The organism is Lactobacillus kefiranofaciens (genome assembly GCF_900103655.1).
In the GTDB taxonomy this organism is placed as follows: domain Bacteria; phylum Bacillota; class Bacilli; order Lactobacillales; family Lactobacillaceae; genus Lactobacillus; species Lactobacillus kefiranofaciens.
In genome coordinates this window covers 14,266-30,655 of sequence record NZ_FMXC01000007.1, presented here as the reverse complement: position 1 = coordinate 30,655, position 16,390 = coordinate 14,266, and the positions used below count along the sequence as shown (strand labels likewise).

Sequence of the window (16,390 nt, the reverse complement as noted above, 5' to 3'; positions counted from 1 at the left end):
AGATTCGGCTAAAGACAATAGCAATATCGAGCTGGCATTTAAAGCAATTCCATTTGGTAAACTGCCACAAAATTTAGATGATCATTATAAATTAAATCCCGAGGGTAAGTTTATTATTACAGATACTTCTGGCAAACATGAGACTGAAGAATTGCTGATTGTCAAAGGAAAAAATGGCAAGATTCAACTGATTACATTCAACAATAATGAAATCTCGGCTTTGCCAGCTAACGCTAAAATTGATGTTCAAGTACCTTACGATGTAATTAGTCCTATCCCAACGCCACAGCCTAGTCCTAATCCATCAAAGCCTCAGCCAACAGTACCTACTCAACCAGTTAATCGACTAAACCAGCTCAGCCCACTGAGCCTATTGAGCCTACCCAACCCACTAAACACAAGACTTCTACTCGTCATCCTAAACAAATAGTTAAGAAAACTGGTAAACAATCACATAATTGGAGCAATAATAATAATCCATGGGGTGAAAATGGCAAGTATCATAAACGTAATGAACGTCAACATGATTATCGTCATAGCAATATTCCTAAGAGCAGTTCATTCAATAATACTGAACCTAAAGGGAATAACTTATCTAACGTAAGCATTCAAAGTAAAAACCAAGGCTATAATACCCTTCCGCAAACCGGAGAAAATAAAGCGAAATTAGACATTCTTGGTCTAAGCTTAGTTGCATTAGGTGGCTTAATTAGCTTAGCAATTGATAGAAAAAAGCATAAAAACTAATTCAAAATCACAAAAAAAGAGACGAAACTTAAATTTCGTCTCTTTTTCATTTAATCTGCATGTCTCCACTTCTTGTCTGTCAAGATACGAGCAGCTAGCAACCCTAATGGCAAGGCAATCACAATCATCAATGCTTCAGTAATCCAGTAAGCACCAATATTAATATTCGTCACCCCAAAATTAAATACGGCACGATACATATACAGACCTGGCACCATAATAACAATTGAAGGAACAGTAATTGCAATTCTTGGAAAACCAACCTTTTTTCTAACGATACTTGCAAGTAGACCTGCCATTAACGCACCAATAAAAGCAGCTAAGGCAGGAGCCATATGACCATAGTCAAACAGACTTAGCCGCAAAGTATTCGCCATAGCGCCCATAATTGCGGCTGTAGCAGCCATATCTGGACGACTATTAAACATAATTGAGAAGCCAAATACCCCACAGAAACTGGCAATTAATCTTAAAAACGTGAGCATACCTGAATTTATATTTAACTTAGGCATTGATCCGGGATGCAAGTTCAAAATAGTGGCAACGCCCCAACCAACCATTGTAGCAATAATGATGATCAAAACGGCATAAGTCAGGCGTTCCAAACCTGAACGCATATCTAACTTTGACATGTCCAGACCAGATGTAATAAATGGAAAACCTGGAATCACAAACAGCATTGCACCGATATAGCCATATGCATGATGATAATCATAGTGAAATAGCAGTAACCCCAAGTGGAAACACAAAAAGTAAACTGCACAAGCAACTGCAACTGCTACAGCAATCTTTGACACCAAAGTCATCTTTTTCTTTCCCATACCTGCACGGACAAAGTTGCCTGCACCTGCGCCAAAGAAAGCACAGATAACTTCCGGCCAGCCTCCACCTAACAAGAATATAAAGCCTGCACAGGCTAATCCAGAACTTAAACCAGCAATTAATGAAGAATATGCTGATTTTTGGCTCTCAATCTCACGTAGTCGCTTATGAATCTGCCCAATCGTCCATTTACCATGGCCTGCTTCCAATTGACGGACAAATTTTTCCATCGCATTTAATTTGGTCATATTCACACCCGTGGATGGGAGTGACAATGTCTGTGAATAAGATTCATTATCTACATCAAAGCAAGTATATTCTATTGAAACTAGACCAATATCAGCCGAGCAAGTAATTCCCAATGTTCGAGCAATTGTATCCATTGAATCTCGCACACGCCAAGCACCAGTACCGCAACTCAAAAGCATAATCCCGACACGACCAACGATCGATGCTTTATCAACCAGAGTGGCATCTTGAGCCATGGTATCATCATCACTCTTAAAAAATTCTTCCCATAGAATTTTCATATGATGTTTTTTCGATAAATGGTATTCTCGTTCCTTTTCTTTCATCAGTAATGTTTACTTTCCCTCACAATTTTAAAATTTAGCAAAAATTAACTTCTCTATTTTAACACATTTTGGAGGAGGCAATTTATTGATACTTTTTCAAAATTTTATACGCCATTTGACTATTTTAAATTTATAATTAACATATCAATTAAAAAGTGATAAAGGATGGATAAAAATTGGCACAATTAACTGATCAAGAACTTGCTGGAATTGCACATGACTTTTATTTAAGCAAGCTAAATATTGCAGAAATTTCACAGAAATATGATCTTTCACGCTATCTAATTGCTAAAGCATTAGAAGATGCAGAGAACCGTGGAATTGTAAAAATTCAAATCACTCATCGCATTAAGCGTAACCAACAACTAGAACGAGAATTTCAAAAAAAGTTCAATCTTAAAGAAGCATTCATTTTGCAAAGTTCTGAAAATAAAGATGAGGATGCAGAAGCCATCGTTAACTTCGCTGCTAAACAGATTGAAACTTATTTAAAAAATGCTAAAACAATCGGCATCAGTTGGGGTTCCACGATGCGTGGCATTATTAATGACTTTGACGAAAAAAACTTAAATCAGCTTTATTTCGTTCAATTATTAGGACAGGCAATTAATGCTAACCGTCGCAAGAATCCATTAGCTCAAAAAGCAGCAGAAAAATTGCACGTACAAAGTCTGTCTTTACCAGCGCCTCTTTATATGCTCAATTCTGACTTGATTATGGAATTAAAACGCGAGCCTTATTTTGAAGTGATTGAGACCTGCTATCATAATTTAGATCTACTCTTCACAGGGATTGGCACCATGCAGTCAATCAAAGTTAATCAGTTCTTAGACAGAAATTATGTACCTATATTGTTTAAAGATATCCCCGAAGAAAAAGTTGCAGGTACAATCATGGGCCGACCTTATGATATCGACGGTCACTTTTTCCAGAATTTTGAAAAGCATATCTGTGGTGTTTCTATTACTGATATTATGAAAACGCCGATTCGCTTTTGCGTTGTTCGAGATCAATTTAAAGCAACCGCATTACTTGGTGCTTTAAGAACTGGAACATTAACTCATCTAGTGACAAATGATGTCATCGCTAACCGTGTTTTACAAAATATGGCATAATTTTATTGGAGGAAAAAATGAAAAAATCTAAATACGACATCTGGATTGGGGCGATCAATTTAATTAATTGCTTACTCTTCATTGCATCATGGTTTGCAATCTTTGGTGCCGATTTTACTACTAGGGTAGCAATGTTCTTTTATCTATTTGCCTGGATTGGCGTAATTATTAATGCCATCGCTGTAGTTCAATCCCATAACTTGCAGATCTCGCTAGTCGGACCGATCCTGGGCGTAGTTGGCAATGCACTATACGGCTTCACTGCCGTCTTAGCTTTGCCTGCTGTAATTGTTAATATAGTGTCTGCATTTTTTATCTTTATGCAGCACGTTAATCATTTTAAGACTAAATGAAAAAGCCGCCAAAAAATGGCAGCTTTTTTTAGCCTAAATATGAAATTGCTACTTCTAACTGAGCCAATTTCATGATAACTTGCGCTACATTTTCTTGAGCAACATCTACATAGATCTCATAATGTTCCGGATCAAATTCATAGCCTGAACCATATGCGATATCCTGTGCTGTCTCGTTTAATTCCTTGTCCTCAGCCTTAGGATCAAGTTTGAACAAAATTCGTCCGCCATCAGTAATTCGCCAATAATCACCATGGTCTTCTGCCCAAACATACACAGTATCGCCATATGCATCAATCATGATAGTTGCAATTTGCATAGTATGTTCGTCTACCCAAATAGTTTTAGTTTCAGTAGCTACATAAGCGCCAATTTTCATATTTAGTTGTTCTGTTCGTTCTTTTTTATTCATTATTTTACCTCGTTAATTAGCGTTCTTTTTACGATGCTTATCTTTCTTATTGTCTATCGTAATAATCTTAGGTCTCTTAGGAATCGGCGGCGTAATGACTTCATAATTGCGTAAACGACGTTCTAAATAATCATCAAGTCGTTGCGTCATATTCTCATGTACAATTATTGTCATTGCACTCACCTCTTTTTTAAATTATAGCATCTAAAAATGCAAATTAAACAAAGTGATTACTAGGTAAGTCATCCCACTAGCAATTACAGGGCCAGCTGCACCCCCCCCTTAAATACTACCACACCAATGATAGTACCTAATACTAAAGCCACTGTAACTTGCGGAACAGCCGCCAACTGGTCAACACCATATCTCGATAAAATAGCTACTGCAATACCAGCAATAATTGCAATCCATCCAGCTGGTGATTTAAAAGTTTTAACCAAATCTTTAAAACCAATCTGTCCAGTAGCAATTGGAATTAAAATTGCCACCGAGATCACGGTTACTCCCCAATTAATTCCTTTTGCTTGAATCGTAGGCAGCCACTTACTGGTAAATGGTAATAGCTTAAAAAGCATAACTACTCCTGTGGCAATGATTAGCGACATATTTTTACCAATTACGGCCACTGCTAAGACTAATGCTAAAAACAACCAACTTTCCATTTATATCCCCCATTATTCTAATTGCGTACAGTATTTACTTACTTTATCAAAAAATAAACTTCAAGACAAAATAAGTGAATTTTTTAAATAGAGCTGTCATACTATAGTTACTCAGGACAATAGATGTATATGCAAACAGTCTACCCTAAAACCGGTAGACTGTTTTGTTCTTCAAAAATAAAAAAGAGTTGACCAATCCTATTTTTGCATAGACTGTCAACTCTTTTTATTATTTTTATTCTCTAGTCTTTAACTTCTTTAATTGCATCAATAATTGTACCATCACGGTATTCAACTAAAGCAACAGTTCTATCAGTATATTCAAGTGGCTTTGGTGCACCAACTTGCTTTTCTGCCATCTTCTGCAAGTCTTTAATGTCCAAAATATTAAGTCCTGGAACATTCTTAAATGCCTTAATCAGGTCTTGACGAGCTGGATTAATTGCAATACCACGCTCAGTTACCAAAACATCGATTGATGAACCTGGGGTAACAATCGTTTCAACACTAGGTACAACAGTTGCATTTCTGCCACGAACAAGTGGAGCAGTAATAATCGTCATCTTAGCACCAGCTGCTGCGTCTTGGTGACCACCTACAGCGCCACGAATTACGCCATCAGAACCAGTCATTACATTAACATTAAAATCAGTATCAATTTGCAAAGCTGATAAAATAGAAACATCAAGGTTATTTACTACGGCACCCTTGTTATGTGGATCAGCGTACCAAGAAGCATCAATTTCTTGTTGATTCTTATTATTAGCCATCGATTGTGCAGCACCCTTGTCAAAGTCCTGAACATCCATTACTTTTCTGACTAAGCCTTCTTCAAGTAAATCAGTAGTTGGCTTAGTGATACCACCTAAGGCAAATGAAGCAGTGATGCCGTCCTTGATCATGCTTTGACGAAGATAACGGGTTACAGCCAATGCGGCACCACCTGAACCAGTTTGGAAACTAAAGCCTTGCTTGTAATATGGTGAGTTAACGATTACTTGGTTAACCATTTGAGCAATCTTCAATTCCTTAGGGTCTTTCGTGAAACGAGTAGCACCTGAACCAATCTTATCAGGATCTCCTACCTTATCGACTTTAACTACATAATCAACTTGATCCTGCTTAATTGATGCAGGAGTATTTGGATAGTCAACAATATTATCTGTCAACAAAACCACTTTATTAGCATATCGTGCATCCATTAAAGCATAACCTAATGAGCCAAAGACAGCATCTCCATCTTGACCATTAGCGTTACCGGCTGGGTCTGATACAGGTACGCCTAAGAAAGCAACGTCAATCTTGATTTCTCCATCTTCAATTGACCGAGCACGATTGCCGTGTGAACGGAAAATAACTGGATTCTTCAAGCCGCCATGAGAAACGAAGTCACCTAAGGAGCCACGCATCCCTGAAGAAGTAATGTTAGTAATTACACCCTTCTTGATTGCTTCAATTACTTTATCATTCATTACACCAGTCAATGAACTTGGAGCTAAAGTCAAATCCTTGTAGCCCATCTTAATAATCTTATCCATAACTAAATTAAAGACAAAGTCACCATTTCTAAAGTGGTGGTGGAATGAAATTGTCATACCATCTTGCAAGTTATTCTTGATTACTTCATCAAGTGAATCAACAATCTTGTTTTGACCAGTAGTAACTCTGACTTTAGGAGCTACACGTTTTACTTCTGGATGACCAATTTCTGTAGTTTCAAATGGCTTTAATCCCATTTTGTTCATTAAATCGTCTGGTAATTCGCGTTTAACTTTATTCTCCAATGTAGTTACCTTCTTCATCAATCAAGTTAGAAGCCTTAGCAGTTTCAAGGACACGGGTTGCTTTTTCTACGACTGGTTTATCAACCATCTTACCGTTAAGTGAAATAACACCTGAACCCTTAGCTTTAGCTTCACGAATAGCATTTTCAACATTCTTGGCCTGTTCAATATCTTCTTTGGATGGGTTGAAGACTTTATTAACCATTTGAATTTGACGTGGATTTACCAAACTCTTACCGTCATAACCCAATTCATGAATATAATTGGTTTCACGATAGAAGCCTTCAGTATCCTTCATATTGGAGAAGACAGTGTCAAAAGCATATACATCAGCAGCACGAGCAGCTTGTAAAACCATGTTGCGAGCAAATTCCAATTCGCGACCATCTGGATAACGGTGCGTATGCATATCTGCAGTGTAATCTTCACCTGATACGGCTAAGCCCATCATTAATGGCGTTGCAGTAGCGATCTCTGGTGCATTCAAAACGCCCTTGGCACTTTCAATAGCAGCCATTACACCGATTGAGCCTTTTTCAATGCCATATTCATCTTCCCAGTGTTCAATATCCTTAACCAATTTTTGAATCATGGCTGCTGATTCAGTCTTTGGCAAACGAATAACATCGACACCAGCTTTAACCATCGCACGAACATCTTCGTCATAAAATGGCGTATCTTGTCCATTAACTCTGACAACAATCTCACTAACGCCAAAATCAACTGTCTTAATTGCTTCGTAAACAAGCATTCTGGCAGCATCCTTTTCGGTTAATGAAACTGAGTCCTCCAAATCAAGCATGATTGAGTCAGCACCATAAATACCAGCGTCCTTGATCATGGCTGGATTGTTGCCAGGTACAAACATCATAGTTCTACGCAAACGATTCTTAACGTAAGTCATTAGAGCACCTCCAAATCTGGCTTATCTTGCGTTTCAGTTGCACGTTGTGCTGCAGCTAAAGTACGAGCCTTGATTACACAGTCAAGTGCACCCTTATCAGTTGCCTTAACTTTAGCATTTTCAAGTCCGTAGCTCTTCAAAGTATCAGTAATTACTTTTCTAATTTGATCACCATATGCTTTTTCAACTTCCGATTCCAAATCGATTTCAATGCCGTTAGAACCTTTAGAAATCATGATTTGAATATCAGAACTTTCAAGTGTTCCAGCAACGGCTGTGGTTTTAATTTCCATCAATTTTCATTCCTTTCTTAATTCTGGATTGTAATTCATCCATGTTTTTTTTAACAAATTCATACGTTGTTGGCGGTACGAATTTACTGATTTCCTTTAACTTATCTGCCTTGATTAATTGTCTTACCTTAGTAGCAGTGACAATTTCTTGATTTTCTTGAAGGCGTTTAACAACTACTACATCAATATCATGTCCAAGCTCATCTATTAGACTTTCATTATAGAAGTTGGTGGTTTTTGAAAACGGTTCTTGACCTAAATAACGTTTGTGAATGTTTAAGTCCGGGGCAATCTTATTTTTGAATACAGCAGCATCGATTACTGTTTGTACTTTGATTAAATCGGCTGGTGTTTTTAAGAAATATGCTGGAAAAGTTGCCGGTGATACCATATAGTCTCCACCTGAGACAACCTTCACATTGGCAAATGCCTTAGTGCCCGCTTTAACCAATTCGAGACGCTCATCAAAACTAAACAATGAAGCATCATTAGCGACAACGAAAACGTAAACTAAATCATTCTCTTCACTAGCCAATTTAACCAAATATTGGTGTCCTAAGGTAAAAGGATTAGCATTCATCACTATGGCTGCAACCTTCTTGGTTGCTTGATCTTCAACTTTAGGTAAATCGGCAACATAGTCGGTAACATCCGGCATGCCATTCTCAAGAAAAGCAGCCGTATCCGTCTTGGCCAGTAAATTAAAGTGCAAATGTTCAAAGCTTGTCGCATATTTTGCCTTCGTAAATACAAATGAATGAAAAATTCGTTCATTAACTAGATACTGCATTAAGCTTGAAACAACCTTATTAAAACGTGCACCTTGGGCCATATTGTCATTTTTTACGCCGATATATTTTAAAACATTGCCAGCCACGCTACCCGTGCCAACTAAATTGCCTTCTTCATCTTTTAGCCCGATTGTATGGTCAATTACGTCAACTTCACGTTCGCTGAAGTCATGCAAACCAAGTGAACTTAATAATTCCTCCCATTTCTTTCGAGTTGATGCGTCACTTAAAAACAAATCAACGACTTGATCCATAAGCATGCCACCTAACTATTTTTGAGTAATCGCTTTCATAAATATAGTTTACTCTATTATTTGAATTATTTCAATTTATGAATCAATTTTTTAAATTATTCAAAAAGTCGGTAATGATATGATAAGTCTTCTCTGGTTGCTCAGCTTGGGGCAAATGTCCACATTCTGGAATAATCGCTGTCTTAATATCTTCGTTTAAAAACTTCACTGCTTTAATAAACTCTGGATTAAAGAATGGCGATTTTTCACCCGCAATAATTAGCATCGGCACTGGCATATCCATAATCATGTCCCGCCAATTCTGTTCTGCATGTTCGACTAAACAATTATAATTTTCAGCGGGATCATAAGGAAATTCTTGGTATTCCTTTTTAGCAGCTTGAAAAATCTGGTCATCAATATGGTGATAAAATGCTTTACCAAAATCAAACTTTAGCATCGTCGGATAATTATTCCAATTCAAATCCTTAAAACCATACTTCCAACTCTTGTCTGCAATCATTTTAGGCGATTGATCCAAATCAACCATCGCTTTTAATCTGCCTTTACCATAAATTGATAAGTATGCCCAAAGGTTAGCTGCCCCCATGGAATTACCAATTGCTACAACATCATGCAAATCAAGTTTAACCATTAATTCTTCTAAATCTACAGCATGACGGCTAATTCGCTGTCCGCGATAGGTTCTCTCAGACTGACCTTGATTACGTGGATCTAGCATAATAAAACGATACTTATCATTAAATAAAGCAATCAAATTTCGCCACATCTGAATAGATCCACCGATGCCTGGAATTCCCAGTAAAACAGGCTTTTCTTTTTCACTAGTATCAGTATAATGTAAAATCACATCGTCATTAGTTTTGAATTTCATCTTTACTCTTCTTTCATTTATTTGGCTCAATTAATATTATGACGCAAAAAAGCAATCCGGGAATTCCAGATTGCTTAATTTTTTACCAAACACCGATTACTTTCATCCAAAGAGTACCAATCACACCAAAGATAACTAGATAGATCAAACCTAAAACAAAGTTCATCTTCCACCATTCGCCTTGCTTGACATAACCGGTCGTAGCCAAAATTGAAGCAGGGCCATTAGCATAATGAGTAGTTGAAGCGTTGAAGGCACCCGTGAAGGCCAACAGCATCGCAGAAAGACCTAAAGGAGCCCCAGTTGCAACAGCAACAGACAAGAATGACAAGTAAAGTGCAGTCATATGAGCGGTACCACTAGCAAAGAAGTAGTGAGTATAGAATAAAAGCAAGACCAAGATCGCTAATACAAAGCCCCAGCTAACACCACGTAAATCACTTTGTACAAGTTTGGAGAACCAATCAATGAAGCCGTATGAAATCAATTTACCAGCCATAAACATCAGAATTGAAAGCCAAATCAAAATGTTCCAAGCACCGGTTTCTTTCAAGGCATCTTGCATAGTTAAAACGCCAGTTACCATTAAAATAGTGACAGCTAAGAAGGCAACAAAAGTCGCATCTAATTGTGGAATCTTGAAGAAACCAGATAAAACCCAAAGCACAATAGACAATGCAAAGACAGCTGACATAATCTTTTCTGGTACAGACATTGGACCCATTGCTTGCAATTTAGCATCAGCCCATTTCTTAGCATCAGGAGTTTCCTTGATTTCTGGTGGATACATTTTATAAATTACCCAAGGCACGATAATTGCACCCACAGCTACAGGCACAATTGCAGTAAAGAACCAACCGGCCCAAGACATTTGATATCCTTTTTGAGCAGCTAATTGTTGAGCAACCATGTTAGGCGCAGCACCAGTAATGAATAAAGCCGTCGACAAAATATTGGCATGAAAAGCTGTAAAGTCAATATAAGCACCAATCTTTTTACGTGATGCCTCATCAGGCTTAGAATCATATCCTTCCTTAGATACTGATTGAACTACAGGCCAAACAACCCCACCAGTACGAGCAGAGTTAGACGGAATCAAAGCACCTAAAACTAATTCCAAACCAGTAATTGCATAGCCAATACCTAATGACTTCTTACCAAATTTTTGAATCATAATATAAGCAATGCGATTACCTAAACCAGTTTTACTGATTCCGTGAGCCATAATAAAGGCCATCGCAATTAGCCAAGCTGCAGAATTACCAAACGAACTAAGCACGCCTTGGTTAACTACCATACCCTTAGCATTAGTCACGTCCTTCATTGGAGCCAAGCCAACTAAGACAGTCACTACTAGCCCAGTCAAGGTTGTACCACCAATTGGTAATGGCTTAGTAATACAGCCCACAATCGTCGCAACAAAGATGGCAAACATTTGCCAAGCTTGCGGCGTTAAACCACTAGGACGCCATGGTGTAATGCACCACAGCACAATTCCGACAATCAAAGGCCAAATAAAGCCTTTATAATTTACTTTCTCTAAAGCTTTCATAAGTTTTCCCCTGCTTCCCTATGGCCGATAAACATCGTCAATAATATCAAAGCCTTTATCTTTCAACGAATGATCAACCCAACTAAGATCAACTTCACCCTTGCTAAAAGCAATCGCTTTAGCATCATCTTGTCGATGAAAGGCTTGTGCCTTAGGCAAAATTGACGGTGCATCTTGACGCGGAATACAGATAATGCCATCCGGATCGCCTAAAATCACATCGCCTGGATTAACGCTCACATTCCCACAAGCGACTGGTACATTCAACTCACCAGGCCCTTCCTTGTATGGACCACCTGGTGTAGTACCCGTTGCATAAATTGGTAACTTCCAATGTTGTAAATTATCAATGTCACGAATCGGGCCATCAATCACAATTCCAGCGATCTTCTTTTGATCACGCAAATATGACATCATTACTTCACCAATTAAGGATCTGGTATTATCGCCCTCATCGTCAATCACAATCACATCCCCAGGCTGACAATATCTTAATGCAGCATAAATAGCTAGATTATCACCGGCTCTAGTATGAACAGTAAATGCAGGTCCCACCATTTCTTCATCGGGATTAGACATCAACTTGATACGTGGATTCATTGCACAGTTACGTTCCATACAATCAGCTGTATTCGACGCAGGTATCCCCTTAAATCCCGCGACAATTTGCGGATCAGGCATCTGTCGCTCTAGATAGATTCTCTTTCCTACAGGCATAGAATATTTCTCCCCTTCTTGTTTTTGATTCAAGACAGTTATCCTCTACTTTGTTAAAACAATTTTTAACTTCAAAATTGTTTCAACTCACAATTAATATTATACACTTATCAAGGCGTTAAGCGGTTACAAATTTTAAATTATTTAAATTTATAGGCTATTTTTGATAATTTTAAGTTTTATTTTTCCAACAAAAAAGGATCTAGCCTTTTTTGCTAGATCCCTTAACTTCATATAGAGGTTATTTATTATTCACCAAAATTATCCCAAGGCATTACATCGATTGCTGGTTGATCAACCAACTTTTGTAATTCCTTTGGTAAAAATTCTTTCTTTACAATTACATCATAGACGTATTGTTCAAACCAAGCCTGGCTCATTTCATAGAAGCCCTTGTGACCAAACTTGTCACCCCAGGAATTTTCTACCTTCCATTTACGAATATGACCATTATCTTCATCAACACCAACTAAGGTCATATCGTGCGTGGCAAAACCTTCACCAGTATTCAAACGATCTGCCTTGCTCATCTGCGTATCAACATCAAATAACTGATCAGTCTTATACAAATCAGTATCCAGAAAACCTGTCTTTCTCTCCATTTGCTTTAACACATCGTTACCAAAGCTGACTGCTTCACCTGACTTAAGTTGAGCCACAGCAGCTTGAGCTAGATATTCACTTGGCACATTTAAATATTTTACTTGATCGCCACCAGCGACATTATCATAAAGTGGCAAATGGTAGACCTTGTTATATTCATGATTAGGAATATTAGACAAAGCTACATAATCGTCAAAATTAAAATCTTTAAAGTATTTTTGTACAAAAGCTTGTGGCGTTAAATCGCGTTCTAAATGATATTTTTTATCATCATCACGGTATTCCAAATCAAATTTCTTAGGTGGTTCTCCCAGAGCTACAGCTACCATTCGGTAAACTTCATTTAAGAATTGTTTCTTAGTTTTTTCAGCTTCATCCTGCTTGCCTTCATTAACCAATTTACGTAAAACAAGAGCATCTTTTCGTTCCTTGCGAGCAAGATTTTCAGCTAAAGCAGTAGTATTGTTGGTATTAAAACTCTCTGGCATTGCATATGAAGGCACTACGCCATACTTTTTAACCAAATTAATAGCCATTGTCCAAAGACCACCATCTTCACCAGCAAATTCTAGCCAAGCTCGAACATGACGATCTGTCAAAGGATGATCTGCTAAGCGAATAATCGCATCATAAAAAGCATTAGCACGTTCAATCTTGTCCCAGAAGAAATTATAAGCTTGTGAAAAAGTGAAATTCTTAACTTTGTTCTCCTTACCAAAATAATGACGCAAAACATTCAACGTAGTAAACTCCCAACAACGTCCAGAATGCTTTTGATCAGTAACGCCACCAATATCAAGCTCAGTTGAAAATACATGGTTCAAGCGTTCTGATACACGGTCATTAAATGATGCTTCAAGCAGACCACTACGACGAGCGGCACGAGAAGCCACCTCATTCTTCTTATTAGAATTGAAATTAGCTGAAAATTCAGCTAATTCTTGCTCTGAAATAACTGTCATATTTTACCTCGATTTTATTAATCTCTTTAATTTTTTATTAATATCTTAATCATACAGTGTTTTGATTTGCTCTGCAACCAAAAAAGAGTGAAAACTCATTCACTCTTTTAGTTTATTTTCGACTTAGGCCAATGGTAAAAATCTGGACGATTGATGGCTGATCACCAAATTTTTGCACCGTATCTGGGATGTCAAAATTGTTAAAGACAATATGATAACCTGCCTGTTTAATAATTTTAAGTGGTATTTTAGTACTATATAAAGCGTTAATGCTGCTGCCAGCATAACCTTTCAAGATACCAGAAGATGTTAACTGCCTACCATTTTGATCCAAATCAATAAAATTGACCACTGCCATCTGGATCGGCTTTTTCTGAGACTTTGTTCTAGTTTGAGGTTGAGATTTAGGCTCAACTTTTGCTTTCTTCTTTGTATTAGTTTTTTTCGCCTTTTGCTGGCCTACTTTAATTACCAGTACATTATCATCTTGTTTCACTGGTTGATAAACTACCTTAGTATTTTTGGCGGGATCCTTTGGAGTAATAGTTACTAAATCGCAACTGTAGTCCTTAATTACAGGCAAGATAATACCAGCTTCTACTTTGGTAGGATCATATCCGTCAGTCTTATAAATTGGTTGCTTGGCATTAGGAATTTCATTGCCTTCTGCATCAATTGGGATAATTCTACCATTAGCTTGATACTTCACTACTTTTTCGATAGAGATCTTGCTTTTCATCCCCGCAATCTTGTTTTTATCGGCATGAAAGCCCGGAATTAATGGGACCTGAACATCATTAAACTTTTCTTGGTCAGCTTGCCAAGGACTAGATTTAATAATCTCACCACTAGCTTCATTAATCTGAAGTTTTCTAGTTAAATTAATTGTTTGAATATTGTCAGGTGGGGTCAACTCACCAGCACCACTATAGCTAACAATCAGTTGAATCTGCTTAGCATACTCTCTTTTAGGAATAAGTTTGGTAGGATGATCTGCATCAACCAGAACAACCGAACGCTTCATGGTCATAATAAAAGTAGGAACATAATCGTCATTATTACTAAAAAATTGAATTTCTTGATTAGGATTATAACCATTATTGATCAATAGATATCCTTGCTGCTTTAACTTAGCAACCGTTTCCTGGGGATCATAATTAACTACGGCATTCGGCTCGCCTACTAGTGTATCGGTAGTAATTTCTTCATTATCATTACTTAGATCAACATATTTAATCTCATTTAATTTCAACTTTTTGCTGATTGCTTGAGGGTGCATGATTAATCTCATAGGTTACCTCATAATTACGGTTGCAGTCTAATGGCGTAACGCTTTCACCGCCAACATAAGCATGTTGAGCAATATATCCGGGAATTTCAGGTGTAGAAACCATCAAGAAATTTTGCTCAGCAGGCTGCCAAGGCTGCATCTTCTTTTGTCCAGTTACTCGATCAACTAGCACTGTCCGCCTAAAAACAACTTGATTAACGCTATCTTGTGGTGTTCGATTAGCAGCACCATCATAGTGCACAATCTGTTGTCCAACTTTCTTCAAATCAGCTGACGTAATACCTGATTTCTCATCAGGATGAGTAATTGCTATTTTCTGATGCTTAAAAGAAATTACATATTCTGTTTGCTTTCCAAAAAATGGCGTTTCTCCATTTGGATTAAAATTATTTTTCTCTAATACATATCCTTGCTGCTCTAAGCTATTAATTTGAGCTTGACTATCATATACAATCCTTTGCCCTGCTTCTCCATTCAACTCGCCTGAGCTAGCTAGTTGAGCAGATCCATTATCTATATCTATAAAGTTAACTATTGCTTTGTTTCTTTCTTTTTTAAACAGAGACATACTTATTCTTCAACCATCCTAAATTTTCTATACTTAATTATCATTATAAGCCAAGTTCAGCCGGAATAAGCCATTAGAAAAGAAAAAAGATTAAGTGATCAAAAATCACCTAATCCTAATTCCAACCTCTAATCAATTAGCTTGGTGAGGAGCTTTTTATTAATCTAATTTAATTCCATCTAAGACTTCTTGCATCTTATCAGCTGAGTTGGTCATTTTAGCTTGTTCAGCATCAGAAATCTTAGTTTCAATAACTTGTTCAATTCCTTGACCATTAATTACGGCTGGAGTACCTAAGTAAAGATCATGCTTAATACCATATTCGCCATTAATTGGAGCTGATAATGGTAAGCAGATTGAACGGTTGTTTAAAATAGCACTCACGATTTGAGTAAGCATCATTGCAACACCATAGAAAGTTGCACCCTTGTTGCCAATGATCTTGCCACCCTTCTTACGGACGTCAGTTTCGATTTCACTTAAAACATCATCGTTAATCTCTGAGTAGTCACGTAATGGCTTACCATCAACAATGGATTCGTCAAAGTTTTCAAAACTAGTATCACCATGTTCACCCAAAACCATGGAGTTAACCTTAGCAACTGGCACATTTAATCTCTTAGCAAGTTCAACCCGTAAACGCATTGAATCAAGTGAAGTACCAGTACCAATTACGCGACTCTTAGGGAAGCCTGATAATTTCTGAGTTAAGGTGGTTAAAATATCTACTGGGTTAACTGAAACAACAAAGACACCCTTAAAGCCTGATTCAACTACTGGTTGAACAATGCTCTTCAAGATTTTAACATTCTTAGCAACTAAGTCTAATCTAGTTTCACCTGGTTTTCTTGGCACACCAGCAGTAATTACACATACATCTGCATCCTTAGCATCGCTGTATTCAGCTGGGTGGATATCAGTTTGACCCATAAATGGAGTAATATCTTCTAAATCCATTGAGTCACCAACTGGACGATCCTTAGCAACATCAAAAATTGCTAATTCATCAACAGTAGCATTTTGCAATAAATCATTTGCAAAAGTTGAACCTACAGCACCATCACCAACAAGAAATACTTTTCTACTCATAAGTTATATTAGTCCTTTCAAA

17 protein-coding genes and 1 pseudogene are annotated in these 16,390 nt (G+C 37.4%); 3 read left to right on the top strand and 15 right to left on the bottom strand.

Going from position 1 to position 16,390, the window contains the following annotated elements; translation table 11 throughout:
- The first annotated feature begins 372 nt into the window (after positions 1-372).
- Positions 373-747, top strand: a complete 375-nt coding sequence (locus BLP58_RS12625; protein WP_158306213.1) for an LPXTG cell wall anchor domain-containing protein — start codon at positions 373-375, stop codon at positions 745-747.
- Positions 748-797: 50 nt separating this feature from the next.
- Here BLP58_RS12625 and BLP58_RS04200 read toward each other — a convergent pair whose 3' ends face one another.
- Complete coding sequence (locus tag BLP58_RS04200) at positions 798-2,144, bottom strand: threonine/serine exporter family protein (protein WP_013854227.1); 1,347 nt, start codon at positions 2,142-2,144, stop codon at positions 798-800.
- A 176-nt stretch (positions 2,145-2,320) separates the two neighbouring features.
- Here BLP58_RS04200 and BLP58_RS04195 point away from each other — a divergent pair, with 176 nt between their 5' ends.
- Together BLP58_RS04195 and BLP58_RS04190 are read left to right on the top strand one after the other, a co-directional pair.
- Positions 2,321-3,259: a sugar-binding transcriptional regulator gene (locus BLP58_RS04195; RefSeq protein WP_013854228.1), complete on the top strand. Its 939-nt coding sequence runs from the start codon at positions 2,321-2,323 to the stop codon at positions 3,257-3,259.
- Positions 3,260-3,276: 17 nt separating this feature from the next.
- Complete coding sequence (locus BLP58_RS04190; RefSeq protein WP_013854229.1) at positions 3,277-3,612, top strand: transporter; 336 nt, start codon at positions 3,277-3,279, stop codon at positions 3,610-3,612.
- 28 nt (positions 3,613-3,640) lie between these two features.
- On the opposite strand, the gene BLP58_RS04185 is transcribed toward BLP58_RS04190, so the two are convergent.
- The 14 genes and pseudogenes from BLP58_RS04185 to BLP58_RS04125 all read right to left on the bottom strand — a co-directional run bounded on the left by BLP58_RS04185 (position 3,641) and on the right by BLP58_RS04125 (position 16,368).
- Positions 3,641-4,024 (bottom strand): DUF1828 domain-containing protein, encoded by a 384-nt coding sequence (locus tag BLP58_RS04185; protein ID WP_013854230.1) that lies wholly within the window; start codon positions 4,022-4,024, stop codon positions 3,641-3,643.
- A 12-nt stretch (positions 4,025-4,036) separates the two neighbouring features.
- On the bottom strand, positions 4,037-4,198 hold the full coding sequence (locus BLP58_RS12075; RefSeq protein WP_013854231.1) for a hypothetical protein: 162 nt from the start codon (positions 4,196-4,198) through the stop codon (positions 4,037-4,039).
- A gap of 30 nt (positions 4,199-4,228) precedes the next feature.
- Positions 4,229-4,686 (bottom strand): annotated as a pseudogene (locus tag BLP58_RS04180) (DUF441 domain-containing protein).
- Positions 4,687-4,928: 242 nt separating this feature from the next.
- Entirely contained in the window at positions 4,929-6,470 is a 1,542-nt protein-coding gene (citF, locus tag BLP58_RS04175; protein WP_013854233.1) for a citrate lyase subunit alpha, read from the bottom strand.
- A complete protein-coding gene (locus BLP58_RS04170; RefSeq protein ID WP_013854234.1) occupies positions 6,460-7,374 on the bottom strand; it encodes an aldolase/citrate lyase family protein in 915 nt (304 codons plus the stop codon). Before BLP58_RS04170 ends, citF begins: the two co-directional genes overlap by 11 nt.
- Entirely contained in the window at positions 7,374-7,667 is a 294-nt protein-coding gene (gene citD, locus BLP58_RS04165; RefSeq protein WP_013854235.1) for a citrate lyase acyl carrier protein, read from the bottom strand. The genes BLP58_RS04170 and citD overlap by 1 nt, the downstream gene beginning before the upstream one ends.
- Entirely contained in the window at positions 7,657-8,712 is a 1,056-nt protein-coding gene (citC, locus tag BLP58_RS04160) for a [citrate (pro-3S)-lyase] ligase (protein WP_013854236.1), read from the bottom strand. The genes citD and citC overlap by 11 nt, the downstream gene beginning before the upstream one ends.
- 82 nt (positions 8,713-8,794) lie before the next feature.
- Positions 8,795-9,586, bottom strand: coding sequence for an alpha/beta fold hydrolase (locus tag BLP58_RS04155; protein ID WP_013854237.1), 792 nt, complete (start codon positions 9,584-9,586; stop codon positions 8,795-8,797).
- An 82-nt stretch (positions 9,587-9,668) separates the two neighbouring features.
- Positions 9,669-11,138, bottom strand: coding sequence for a DASS family sodium-coupled anion symporter (locus BLP58_RS04150; RefSeq protein ID WP_013854238.1), 1,470 nt, complete (start codon positions 11,136-11,138; stop codon positions 9,669-9,671).
- An 18-nt stretch (positions 11,139-11,156) separates the two neighbouring features.
- Complete coding sequence (locus tag BLP58_RS04145; RefSeq protein ID WP_013854239.1) at positions 11,157-11,855, bottom strand: RraA family protein; 699 nt, start codon at positions 11,853-11,855, stop codon at positions 11,157-11,159.
- Between the two features lie 248 nt (positions 11,856-12,103).
- A complete protein-coding gene (locus BLP58_RS04140; RefSeq protein WP_013854240.1) occupies positions 12,104-13,420 on the bottom strand; it encodes a C1 family peptidase in 1,317 nt (438 codons plus the stop codon).
- Positions 13,421-13,532: 112 nt separating this feature from the next.
- A complete protein-coding gene (locus tag BLP58_RS04135) occupies positions 13,533-14,711 on the bottom strand; it encodes a mucin-binding protein (RefSeq protein ID WP_025084115.1) in 1,179 nt (392 codons plus the stop codon).
- Entirely contained in the window at positions 14,659-15,279 is a 621-nt protein-coding gene (locus BLP58_RS04130; protein ID WP_013854242.1) for a mucin-binding protein, read from the bottom strand. Before BLP58_RS04130 ends, BLP58_RS04135 begins: the two co-directional genes overlap by 53 nt.
- Before the next feature lie 159 nt (positions 15,280-15,438).
- Positions 15,439-16,368, bottom strand: coding sequence for an L-lactate dehydrogenase (locus BLP58_RS04125; RefSeq protein WP_013854243.1), 930 nt, complete (start codon positions 16,366-16,368; stop codon positions 15,439-15,441).
- Positions 16,369-16,390: the final 22 nt, after the last annotated feature.

Excerpts from the sequence above, each read along its gene's own strand:
- BLP58_RS04200 (WP_013854227.1), bottom strand. The coding sequence starts at position 2,144 with ATGAAAGAAAAGGAACGAGAATACCATTTATCGAAAAAACATCATATG.
- BLP58_RS04190 (WP_013854229.1), top strand. The coding sequence starts at position 3,277 with ATGAAAAAATCTAAATACGACATCTGGATTGGGGCGATCAATTTAATT.
- BLP58_RS04185 (WP_013854230.1), bottom strand. The coding sequence starts at position 4,024 with ATGAATAAAAAAGAACGAACAGAACAACTAAATATGAAAATTGGCGCT.
- BLP58_RS12075 (WP_013854231.1), bottom strand. The coding sequence starts at position 4,198 with ATGACAATAATTGTACATGAGAATATGACGCAACGACTTGATGATTAT.
- BLP58_RS04170 (WP_013854234.1), bottom strand. The coding sequence starts at position 7,374 with ATGACTTACGTTAAGAATCGTTTGCGTAGAACTATGATGTTTGTACCT.
- citD (WP_013854235.1), bottom strand. The coding sequence starts at position 7,667 with ATGGAAATTAAAACCACAGCCGTTGCTGGAACACTTGAAAGTTCTGAT.
- citC (WP_013854236.1), bottom strand. The coding sequence starts at position 8,712 with ATGGATCAAGTCGTTGATTTGTTTTTAAGTGACGCATCAACTCGAAAG.
- BLP58_RS04155 (WP_013854237.1), bottom strand. The coding sequence starts at position 9,586 with ATGAAATTCAAAACTAATGACGATGTGATTTTACATTATACTGATACT.
- BLP58_RS04150 (WP_013854238.1), bottom strand. The coding sequence starts at position 11,138 with ATGAAAGCTTTAGAGAAAGTAAATTATAAAGGCTTTATTTGGCCTTTG.
- BLP58_RS04145 (WP_013854239.1), bottom strand. The coding sequence starts at position 11,855 with ATGCCTGTAGGAAAGAGAATCTATCTAGAGCGACAGATGCCTGATCCG.
- BLP58_RS04140 (WP_013854240.1), bottom strand. The coding sequence starts at position 13,420 with ATGACAGTTATTTCAGAGCAAGAATTAGCTGAATTTTCAGCTAATTTC.
- BLP58_RS04135 (WP_025084115.1), bottom strand. The coding sequence starts at position 14,711 with ATGAGATTAATCATGCACCCTCAAGCAATCAGCAAAAAGTTGAAATTA.
- BLP58_RS04130 (WP_013854242.1), bottom strand. The coding sequence starts at position 15,279 with ATGTCTCTGTTTAAAAAAGAAAGAAACAAAGCAATAGTTAACTTTATA.
- BLP58_RS04125 (WP_013854243.1), bottom strand. The coding sequence starts at position 16,368 with ATGAGTAGAAAAGTATTTCTTGTTGGTGATGGTGCTGTAGGTTCAACT.